We start from the raw sequence: 11,442 nt of genomic DNA, 5'->3' as shown, positions 1-11,442 counted from the left end.
AATGCAACAGAGGCACCTGTCAAAGTAGGTGCAACACCATGTTGCATTTAAGTTGGGAAACTACTTTCAAATAACAATTTTCAATTTAGCACAGTACTATATTGCCCTTTTCCTTTCATTACATTATACTTAGTACAAACTTTTAAGGAAGGAATTGTAAACTTGAAACTAAAAAGCACTTATTGTTTCCTTACAAGCATAATTTTAACTAATGGCACATTTGCGGGTGCATCAAATACACTTGCTTTAGCAAATATCAGAAACACAACCTCAATAGCAAATGCTATCAGAGAAATTTTAGAAAGGACATTATTTTAATGATTAAAGAGAGCGATTATAACTTAACACTTAAAAAACTGTATGAAGAGCATAAATTATTGGTCTCTTCCTTATTTGAAATATTTGGAGATGAAATTAAATCAGCTAGTCTCTTTTGCCTTGAAAACGGTATAAGCATTAGAGAAAGAGATAAAATAATTTTATTACTTATTAAATTTTCTGCTAATCACAGTATATACGAATTGGATTTTTGGAAGGATACATTAATAACGGAAATTCCGATATTATCTGAATTGGATGACAAAGAATTTCAAAAGATGCTTATCCTTTTTAGCGATTATTATCTAGCTTAACAAAAGTGCCGGTGTTTCTGCCGGCACTTTTTCTATCAGAAAAAATACTATAATCAGTCATACAAGTGTGGATTTCCTTTGACTCCACAAAGTGTACCAGCGCAACGGATACATTCCAAATTTGGAATAAGTAAAATCCATACTAATGTGGACTTTAATTCTTCAAATAACAACATGAAGGTGATAGTTTTAAAAATGTTGTGTTGGTGCTTGTTTTTGCTTATAATTATACAAAAAAGGCGAATGTAGGTAGCCATTGTAGGCTTATGTCGTCACAAAAGGAAAGAGATTTTGTAATTACCAATACAGTTGACTTAAGTAAATTGGAGAGATAAGTATGAGATTTGTAGCAAGGACAGTAATTAATGCAATAATTTGTTATTTAATATTGTTTGTATGTTTATTTATAGTAACGGCACAGATGCTGATGTCCAATGTAATTGGTAATTTGCTGCAATCAGTTATAACCCTTATTTTGCTATATATTGTTAATAAGGGATTAAATAAGGCAGAAAATTTAAAGCTGTCAGTAGGTGGAAGCTTATGGAGTATTACATCAGGGATATTAATTTTGGGTATATATCTTTTAGGCAGGGAACTACTGATTGAACATGCTAGTGAATATGGTATTTTGGGTGGATTTAGTTTATCTTTTGCAATTAATTGTTTAATAATGCTTATACTGAGCATACCATTAAATATGATTTTTGAACGTTCTGATGAAGAATTTTAGAAAAATTAAAAGGTAAGAGATATAATTTCAAAATTGAACTATTAAAAATATTGGGGGGATAGTGGATTCACTGTTCCCCTTTAAGTAAAGAAAGAGATGAAAGCAAAATTTTGTTTAATTATATTTGATTTATGATATAATCGGATGTAATAGTTAAAATGATAAGTTATGATGTTATATTTGGCGGATAATAATAGCTAATAAAGTATTTATAACAGGAAACAATACTGAAATTACAAACACAGTTGATTTAAGTAAGCTGGAGGGGTGAGTATGAAGTTGGCATTTAGAATAGGTTTTAATATTTTTGTTTCTTATTTTGCGATGGTATTATATCTCGAACTTTATTGCATATCTTATGATGATTATTTTAAGCTTGATAATAAGCATTATACTTGACAGATTTAAGAGAAATATTGGAAATTTTAGTAACAAAGGTCGCACAACTTAACATACGCTTATGGAGAACAGCTTAGCCGCTGTTCTCTTTCGCTTAGTTGTAAATAAACTTAAACATTATATTCACACAGAGTTAACAACTACCTACTTGACCTTGGCTGAGATTTGTAGATAATATAAGGTGTTAAACACCAACATTTTTGAGACTAAGGGGAAAGATTATGATTTATAATGCAATTGACAGATTGATTGGATATGGACTTAAGAAAGGCTTGCTTGAGAAAGAAGACATCGATTACACAAGAAACAGGCTTCTCTACACCCTTTGCCTGCCTTCTTACGAGGGAAATGGCGAGGTTGTTGAGTGTAAGGAAGAACTGGTCTGTATTCTTTCAGACATAATACAGTATGCGCTGGATACGGGCTTAGTAAGCGACTCCATTACCGAGCAGGATTTATTTGACACAAAGGTTATGGACTGTCTCCTTGACAGACCTTCCGAGATAGTTAGAAAATTCAATGAACTGCTTAAGAAAAGCCCTAAAGAGGCCACAGACTGGTACTATGACTTTAGCAAGGCTACCAATTATATAAGAGAAGACAGGATAGTTAAGGATGTGAAGTGGCAGGCTGATTCTCCTTATGGAAAGCTTGACATAACCATCAACCTCTCAAAGCCTGAGAAAGACCCTAAAGCCATAGCAGCAGCCAAGAAGCTTGTGCAGACAGGCTATCCTAAGTGCCTGCTTTGTAGGGAAAATGAGGGCTTTGCGGGAGATATGAATAAGCCTGCAAGGGAAAACCACAGGCTTATACCACTTACTCTTTCGGGGGAGAATTATTTCTTGCAGTACTCCCCTTATGTGTATTACAATGAACACTGCATCATCTTAAATGAAGGCCATGTTCCTATGAAGATAGACAGGGCGGTCTTTTTAAAGCTCCTTGAATTTACTGAGAAATTCCCTCATTATATGGCAGGCTCCAATGCTGACCTTCCTATAGTTGGCGGCTCCATCCTCACCCACGACCATTTCCAGGGAGGAAACTATGAATTCCCTATGGCAAGGGCAGGACTTAGAGAAGAGGTACGGTTTAAGGGCTATGAGGATATTAAGGCAGGAGTTGTAGACTGGCCTATGTCTGTTATCAGGCTCACAGGAAAAGATTATAAGAAAATAGCTGAACTTGCAGACAAGATACTGGGTATATGGAGAGGCTACTCGGATGAGGCTGTGGATGTGCTTGCTGAGAGTGACGGAGAGCCACACAACACTATCACGCCTATTGCAAGGAGGAGAGGAGATGACTTTGAGATAGACCTGGTGCTTAGAAACAACAGAACCACAGTGGAATATCCTCTTGGTATCTTCCATCCTCACGATAAGCTCCACCACATCAAGAAGGAAAATATCGGTCTCATTGAAGTTATGGGACTGGCTGTGCTTCCCGGCAGGCTTAAGTCTGAGATGGACAGCCTAAAAACAGCCCTTCTTGAAGGAAAAGACATAAAGAATGACGAGGTTCTTGGTAAGCATGCCGACTGGGTGGATGAATTTATGGTCAAACATAAGGACTTTAATAAGGATAATGCAGAAGAGATAATAAGACAGGAAATAGGACTTGTATTCTCTGAAGTTCTCACGGATGCCGGTGTTTATAAGGACGACGAAAAAGGAAGAAAGGGAATACTTAGATTTATAGAAAGGGTTAATTCCCTGTAAGCTAAGTTACAGGTAATGAATGCTAGAAAGTTTATTAAATTTTGAAAACAGTATATTGTTGTTTTTGCAGGACAATGTGAGGAATCCCATACTTGATGCGATTCTAATACCATTTACTTTGTCAAACAATGCGGGCATATCCTGCATACTTTTAGTGCTTATTTTTCTCTACTTTAAGAAGCTTAGGAAGGTAGGCATACTGATGTTTGCTTCGCTACTCCTTGAGTTTATTATTGCAAACCTCATACTTAAGAACCTGACAGCAAGAATAAGGCCCTATGAGGTGATACAGGGGCTTACCCTCATAGTCGGAAGGGCGCACGACTTTTCCTTCCCTTCCGGGCATACGGGAAGTGCCTTTGCGGTTGCAGTTGTCATCTTCTTAAAAATGCCTAAGAAATACGGAATCCTTGCGATTGCACTTGCCTCTCTGATGGGATTTTCAAGGCTTTATGTAGGTATCCACTATCCTAGCGATGTAATCGGAGGAGTGCTTTTAGGAATCATTACTTCACTGACTGCGATTAAGTGTCTGCCGGACTCTTCTCCTATTATGAAGAAATTTGCAGGAGAAAGCATAGAAGCAGCTTAAAAGGAGTAAATTGATGAATATTTCATCCAAACAAAAAGGAATACTATTTATCCTTCTGGCAGGATTTGGCTTTGCCCTTATGGGACTCTTTGTCAATCTTGCGGGAAGTATCCCCACCATGCAAAAGGCCTTTTTTAGAAACATTGTCCCTGTGTTTATCGCAGGGGCAGGGCTTAGGGGGCTTAAAGGGAAATTACATATAGGCAAGGGCGATTTGAAGTTTTTGATATTAAGAGCAGGCTTTGGCACACTTGGCATAGTCTGTAATTTTTATGCCTTAGACCACCTAAAGCTCTCAGATGCCAATATGCTAAATAAGCTAGCACCCTTCTTTGTTATTATTTTCTCATTTATACTGCTTAAAGAAAAGATAAGCATATTCCAGGGAATAGCTGTATTTGGCGCATTTGTAGGTGCACTCTTTATAATAAAGCCAACAGGTGATGTGTCCATGTTTCCTGCCCTCATAGGTGCTTTAGGAGGGGTAGGAGCGGGAGCCGCCTATACCATGGTTCGTATCTTAGGCAAGAGAGGGGTAAACGGAAACCTTATTGTGTTCTTCTTCTCAGCATTTTCCTGCATATTCTGCCTGCCTTTTGTAGTAATGAATTATGCCCCTATGAGCCTTTATCAGACTGCTATGCTTATTCTAAGTGGTGTGGCAGCGGCCGTAGGGCAGCTTGCAATCACGAAGGCTTATTACTATGCCCCTGCAAAGGAAATATCAATCTATGACTACAACCAGATAATAGTGTCGGCCGTTCTAGGGTTCATCTTCCTAGGCCAGCTTCCTGATGGGATGAGTTTTACAGGCTATGCTATCATCTTTGCGATGGGATTATGGATGTATTTCTATAATAAATCAAAATAATCCTTCACATTTTGTGAAAAATGCGTACTAAGTTTTTTCTTAATATTAACCGATATAGTCATGGGGTGTGAAACTCCATGACTTTTACATTGTGAATTATGAAGTTATTATTAATTAAATATTAAGGAGAAAAGCTTATGAAAGGTACTGTAGTAGCCTCCTGGATGACCTCAGGAAGAAGGCTTTTTGGAGACAAAGTAGTAAATGAAGCATTTGAGAAATATGGCTTTAAACCGGATCACATCTTTTCGCCACTTGAAGATGTAGACGACAATGTGGCGCTTGGAATGGTAGAGTACTTAGGACAGAAGACAGGCAACAGCCACGAGAAGATCTGGGAGATAATGGGAAGGGAAAATATAAGAACCTTTGCGAAGTTTTATCCCGGATTCTTTAGACATGAAAATGCATATCATTTCTTAAAGTCAATGAATGATGTGCATGTTATAGTAATGAAGAGATTTAAGGGGGCAACTCCTCCTGCACTTGACATGACACCTATTGATTCCCACAGGGCACAGCTTGTGTACCGCTCTAAGAGACAGCTGGGAGATTATCTTAAAGGACTCTTAAAGGGTGTATTTGCACATTTTAATGAAAAGGTAGATGTAAAGATAATCAGCCAGAACGGACCTGAGCTTAAGCTTGAGCTTACCTTTGAGAAGCCTATTTCTTATACAAAGAACTATAAGTTAAACAAGGCTCTTTCACTTGGCTTTATTAAAAATACTGTAGCAAAGACTTCACTCTTTACCATGCTTGGAGTGGGAGTGGCAAGCTTTGCCTCCTTTGGTTTTGGCTGGGAGCCGGCTGTTGTTACCTTGGTTTCAGGAATTGTACCAGCAGTTTTAGGTTCACTTTTTGCAAGACCTGTAAGAGAGCTCCGAGAAGAGATTGAAGACTTAAAGAAGAGAAGATTTATCACCCATATGATACTTGAGAGTGGCGATGAATATGAAGAGCTTGCAGGTGATATCTCAAAGGTAAAGGAAGTAGTACAGAAAGACTTTATCGACTTCAATGCAGTTGTTGATGAGATGTACGGCTTTAACCACTCACTTGGCGAGATTTCAGGCAACATGAGAAGCACCTCCGACAATATCAAGGGCATTATGGGCAAGATTACAGAGGATACAAGCAGACAGGCAAGTGAAACTGAGCGCCTTGTAAATGTCTTAAACGGAAGTGTACATAATATCACAGAGATATCTGAAGAAAGTCAGGATAATAGAGTAAAAATAGAAGATGCTATGAAGGGTATCGAGGAAAGCTTTGCAGGAGTTAAGAAGACTGCATCAGAGATAAACGGAGTTCTTGACGGACTTGGAACAATCAGAGAAAGCGGTGCTGAGCTTCAAAATGATGCAGACAAGATGGTTCAGATTGTATCTATAGTTTCGGGTATAGCAAGTCAGATTAACCTTCTCGCACTCAATGCTTCCATAGAGGCAGCAAGAGCAGGAGAAGCAGGAAAAGGCTTTGCTGTAGTAGCAGAGGAAGTAAGAAAGCTTTCAGTAGAGACTGATAAGGCTGTTGAGGAAATCAACAACAACCTTACAGGCTTTGTATCTAACATGAAAGAAGTAGTATCGGGTATAGACAACCAGTATCAGGTACTTGCAGCAGAAAATGAATCACTTGATAAGGCTGTGGAAACCTCACAGGTATCAAATGACAACCTTCAGGCAGTATCTGTGCTTATGATTGACAACTCTAAGAAGCTAAACAGCGAGGCAGAGTCCATCACAGAGCTTTTTGAGAATATACAGACACTTACCTCAATTGCTGACGAGAATTCATCAGCCGTAAGCGAGGTAAATGGCAGCGTTGGACTCTATGTAGAGCAGATTAAGGAGCTCTCACACCAGATTGGCGTATTTGATACAATGATAGAAGAGTTCAAGAACAGTTTAAGCAAGTATCATACCTAATTAACCTTTGGAGGATTATTATGAAAATTAGAACAAGGATGTTGGTTTTTATCGCAGTGCCTATACTTATGGCTATTTTACTGATTGCGGGAAGCTCTTATGTATATTCAAGCAGAATGGTAGAAGGCTTAAGCAAGAGTGAAATGCTGGAAACAGCTAAAAAATATGGCTCAAACTTAGAAACCTTCATTGCTAAGCAGATTGCAAATGTAGATATGCTTTCAGACAGTATTACTATGTCTGACTTATCTGATAAGGAACTTTATAATGAATTGATATATGTAACTGATAAGAACAGTGACATTCTTGCAGCCTTCGCAGGATTTTCAGATAAGCGCTTCTTTAATGGAAGCCAGTTGCCTGTACCTGCTGACTATGACCCTACAACCAGAGACTGGTACAAGGATTCCATGAAATCTGACCGTCCTTATGTATCCATTCCTTACATTGATGCAGCAAGTGGCGATACTGTAATTACGGTTTCAACACAGATTAAAAAAGATGGAAACGCTATAGGTGTTCTTGGATTTGATATAACCATGAAGACCGTAAATGAGCTTGTAAACGGCATTAAGCTCTACGATACAGGATTCGCTTACATTATCGACAGCGAAGGATATATCGTATCTTATAAGGACTACGAGCCTTCAGAAGAATTAAGTAAAATAGAGGATGGAAGCAAGGCAGATCTTGTTGATCCTATACTTGAAGGCGAAGACGAGACATTTTATTCAGTTGAAGATGGTGTAAAGAGAATAAACTCTAAGTATGGTATAATAGGAACTGATTGGACCCTAGTTGTAAGTGTGCCTGAGTCAGAGGTTATGAGTGGTGTACATAGCTTAAGCCTGTTTATGATAAGTGTGGGAACCTTCTTCTTCGTACTTATTTTAGGTCTCCTCCTTTGGATAATAAAGTCTATCACAAGTCCTATCGCAGCACTTGGCAAGGATATGGAGAAGCTTGCTGACTATGACTTCAGTGAGGAAGTTAAGTCAGGAATCAGCAAGAATGCAGGAAGAAAAGATGAAATTGGCTCTATATCAAGAGGTACTGAAAAGGTAGTAGAGAGACTTAGAGACATCGTACTCAACATCAGAGAGGTTTCGGGCAATATCCTTAATGTATCTGATGAGATTGCAGACAATGCAAAGAGCACAGCCAAGGCTTCTGATGAGCTTACCAAGGCAGTTGATGGCATCTCCATAGGAGCTATGCACCAGGCAGAGGATATGCAGAGAGGTACCAAGGCTATGCAGAGCATAGGCGAGGCACTTAGAGCAAATGAAGAGTCTATGGTAGAGCTTAACAACTCTTCTGACGGCGTATATGAAGCCAAGGAAAAGGGTATGTCTGCTATTAAAGACCTTATAAACACTACTGCCAAGGTTGAAGAATCAGCCATGAAGGTAAGTGAAGTTATAGTAAGAACAGATGAAGGTGCCAAGAAGATAGATGAAGCAAGTACAATGATTAAGTCAATTGCAGGACAGACCAACCTCCTTGCACTAAACGCTGCCATAGAGGCTGCCAGGGCAGGAGAAGCAGGAAAGGGCTTTGCAGTGGTTGCTGACGAAATAAGGAAGCTTGCTGAACAGACAGATAAGTTTACTGAGGAAATCGTAGTTGTAGTACGCAATCTTTCAGAGAGAACCAAGGAAGCCGTTGACATCATGGAAGAAGTAAAGACAGTCATTGGAGACCAGGTAAACTGTGTAGATGAAACTGAGAAGCAGTTTGTATACATCTCTGACGAGATAGATGTAACCAAGACAATCATAAACAAGTTAAATGACTCAGAGAAAGAGCTTGAAAGTGCAAGAGGAGAGCTTTCTGAGATAGTTGAAGGACTTGCGGCTGTATCTGAAGAAAATGCTGCTGCTACTGAGGAGTGTCTTGCATCTGTTGAAGAGCAGGCTGCATCAACCTCCATTATCGAGAGCTCTGCCGAGAGACTTCCTGAGATGGCTAAGGGACTTGAGGAAGCAGTACAGAAGTTCAAACTGTAATACGCTGCTTGATTTAATAGCAATAGTAATGCACAAGCGGATGTTTATAAATTGATACAGGATTGCTCAGTTTAGATTTTAATAATACTTGCAAAAATATTGGGTTATGGCAAATATGTCATAGCCCTTGTTATTTATCGCTAAATGTGATAGATTATTTTATGGAACATTGTATATATTTCACATAATAATCACATTTAAGGAGGTTTACGCTATGGAACTAAAGAAATATGAAGAGCTTCTTATAAGCAACATTAAGGCACTTATGAGTGTTGACAGCCCATCAGGCTTTACTCATAATGCTACAGAACTTGTAAAGAAGATGGTAACTGACCTTGGATATAAGTGCACTCAGAACAATCTGGGCAATGTAGTGGTTGAGGTTGAAGGGGAGGATGAGACTGCGCCTCTTGGTATGTCAGCCCACCTTGATACCTTAGGGCTTATGGTTCGCTCCATTAAGGCTAACGGAGACCTTGCTTTTACGGTAGTAGGCTCGCCTGTCACACCTAGCCTTGACGGAGAGTACTGCCGTATATACACAAGAGAAGGCAAGGTGTATGAGGGAACGGTTATATCTGAAACTCCAGCCAAGCACGTATTTAAGGATGCCAACACCCACCCAAGAGAAGCTGAGAACATGGTTATCCGTCTGGATGAGGTGGTACGCTCCAAAGAAGATGTAGTTAAGCTTGGCATAGCTGCGGGTGACTTTGTCTGCTACGATCCTAAGACTACCTTTACTTCCTCAGGCTTCCTTAAGTCCCGCTTCATAGATGATAAGGCCTGTGCAGGTATCTTTATTACCCTCCTTACCATATTCAAGGAGCTAAATATCAAGCCAAAGCATAAGACCTACCTATGTTTCTCAGTTCATGAGGAAATAGGATACGGCGGAGCCACCCTTCCAAATGACATGAAGGAGCTTTTGGTAGTGGATATGGGCTGTATAGGTGATGACCTTAACTGCAAGGAGACAGATGTGTCTATCTGTGCAAAGGACAGCTCAGGTCCTTACGACTACGAGATGACAACCAAGCTTGTAGAGCTTAGCAAAAAGCATAATCTCCCTTATGTCACCGACATCTACCCTATGTATTCCTCAGATGCTATTGCAGCCTGGAGGGCAGGACATGATGTACGCTGTGCCCTCATAGGACCGGGAGTTGCAGCGTCTCATGGTATGGAAAGAACCCATATACAGGGACTTATGGCTACCGTTGAACTCATCTTGCACTATATTCAGTAGTACGGACTTAAGTGGATTTTACAAAGAGATTATAATAATACTACATAGAGCATAGAAAAAGAGCTAACTGCGAACTTGCAGTCGGCTCTTTTTTTGCAGGGAGTTTAAAAGAAATTCCCTGAGAATATAAGCATATTTTTATTCCTCAGTAGGAAGCTCGATTCCTTTTTCCTTCTCTACCTTGTGCTTATCGTTATAGATCTTCTTGATTATACCGATTACAATGGAAAGAGCAAAGAGTGAAAGGAGGCCTACGAAAAGCTTCTGTGCTCCACCTGAAAGTGTACCGCCTACATAAGAGTATACGATGGTAGCAGGAAGCTGACCTATACCTGTAGCAATAAAGAAAGACCAGAAGCCCATATTGGTAAGACCCGCACCGTAGCTTACGAAGTCAAATGATACGAAAGGAAGGAGGCGGCAGATTAAGATTGCATATTTTCCATATCTTTCAAAGAATACGTCTACGCTCTCCATAGCGCCCTTACTGGTAAGCTTTTCTACCACATCTCTACCTAGCGCTCTTGCAAGGAAGAAGCAAAGTGCCGCACCCACCATTGCAGAAGACCAGGAGAGAACTGCTCCCCATACCCAGCCGAAGATTGCTGCGTTTGACAGGGTGATGAGGAAGGCAGGGATAGGAGCCGCTACTGACTGAAGTATCATAAGTATGAATGAAACTACAGCAGTAAGAGGTCCGAATGACTTAAGATACTCTATAACTACAGTTGTATCAAGCTTTGAAATGGTAGCAAAAGCAGTATTGAGATTATTTCTAAAGTCCGCGAAAGCAAAGTAAACAATGAAGAAGATTACAATGCCTGCAAGAGCAATATATCTAAGTTTCTTTCTCTTGCTCTTGATTTCACGAATTTCTTCTTCACTCTTTTCTTCTCTGAGGTCACTAAGCTTCGCTTCTTTTTCTTTGATTTCCTTAAGCTCTTCTTTGGTATATATCTTCTGATATTTACCGAGTGTAAGGGTTATGTAGATATTGATAATATTTACAACTACTACAAAGATGATGAAAGGTACCTTCATCGCACTAACTGATACGTTTGGTGGCAAACTAAGTGCTTCCTTTGTTAAGTAAAGGATATTTGGGATTTTACCAAATATGAGCGCCATTACAACAAGAATACCTTCATAGATGAAGAAAAGGTATTTTGTTGTGATATTGTTGAATGCAATACCAAGCATGATACCAAAGGCAACTGGTATGTACATAACCAAAGCAAGGTTAATCATCATCTGGTAGCTATTACTAAGTGAAAATAAGATACCGAGGATGTAGCCTATAGG

At 39.4% G+C, this 11,442-nt stretch carries 9 protein-coding genes; 8 read left to right on the top strand and 1 reads right to left on the bottom strand.

What is annotated here, in order from left to right:
* Window positions 1-317: 317 nt before the first annotated feature.
* From ACO6HM_RS02030 to ACO6HM_RS01995, 8 genes are all read left to right on the top strand, one after another.
* Entirely contained in the window at window positions 318-632 is a 315-nt protein-coding gene (locus ACO6HM_RS02030) for a hypothetical protein (protein ID WP_485389524.1), read from the top strand.
* Window positions 633-969: 337 nt separating this feature from the next.
* Complete coding sequence (locus ACO6HM_RS02025) at window positions 970-1,365, top strand: hypothetical protein (protein WP_485389523.1); 396 nt, start codon at window positions 970-972, stop codon at window positions 1,363-1,365.
* Window positions 1,366-1,985: 620 nt separating this feature from the next.
* Window positions 1,986-3,488 carry a UDP-glucose--hexose-1-phosphate uridylyltransferase gene (galT, locus tag ACO6HM_RS02020; RefSeq protein WP_485389522.1) on the top strand — a complete coding sequence of 501 codons (1,503 nt, stop codon included), beginning with the start codon at window positions 1,986-1,988 and terminating at the stop codon, window positions 3,486-3,488.
* Between the two features lie 76 nt (window positions 3,489-3,564).
* Complete coding sequence (locus tag ACO6HM_RS02015; RefSeq protein WP_485389521.1) at window positions 3,565-4,080, top strand: phosphatase PAP2 family protein; 516 nt, start codon at window positions 3,565-3,567, stop codon at window positions 4,078-4,080.
* Window positions 4,081-4,093: 13 nt separating this feature from the next.
* A complete protein-coding gene (locus tag ACO6HM_RS02010; RefSeq protein WP_485389520.1) occupies window positions 4,094-4,951 on the top strand; it encodes a DMT family transporter in 858 nt (285 codons plus the stop codon).
* A 137-nt stretch (window positions 4,952-5,088) separates the two neighbouring features.
* Complete coding sequence (locus tag ACO6HM_RS02005) at window positions 5,089-6,882, top strand: heme NO-binding domain-containing protein (protein ID WP_485389519.1); 1,794 nt, start codon at window positions 5,089-5,091, stop codon at window positions 6,880-6,882.
* Window positions 6,883-6,902: 20 nt separating this feature from the next.
* Window positions 6,903-8,891 carry a methyl-accepting chemotaxis protein gene (locus ACO6HM_RS02000; protein WP_485389518.1) on the top strand — a complete coding sequence of 663 codons (1,989 nt, stop codon included), beginning with the start codon at window positions 6,903-6,905 and terminating at the stop codon, window positions 8,889-8,891.
* A 214-nt stretch (window positions 8,892-9,105) separates the two neighbouring features.
* A complete protein-coding gene (locus ACO6HM_RS01995) occupies window positions 9,106-10,140 on the top strand; it encodes a M42 family metallopeptidase (RefSeq protein ID WP_485389517.1) in 1,035 nt (344 codons plus the stop codon).
* 138 nt (window positions 10,141-10,278) lie between these two features.
* Here ACO6HM_RS01995 and ACO6HM_RS01990 read toward each other — a convergent pair whose 3' ends face one another.
* The gene (locus ACO6HM_RS01990; protein WP_485389528.1) at window positions 10,279-11,004 is read right to left on the bottom strand and encodes a TVP38/TMEM64 family protein; all 726 of its coding nucleotides are present in this window, start codon (window positions 11,002-11,004) and stop codon (window positions 10,279-10,281) included.
* Window positions 11,005-11,442 lie beyond the last annotated feature (438 nt).

The organism is Catonella sp. (assembly GCF_057250765.1).
Note: the sequence above shows the minus strand (reverse complement) of the source record. Positions and strands in the feature narration are given on the sequence as shown.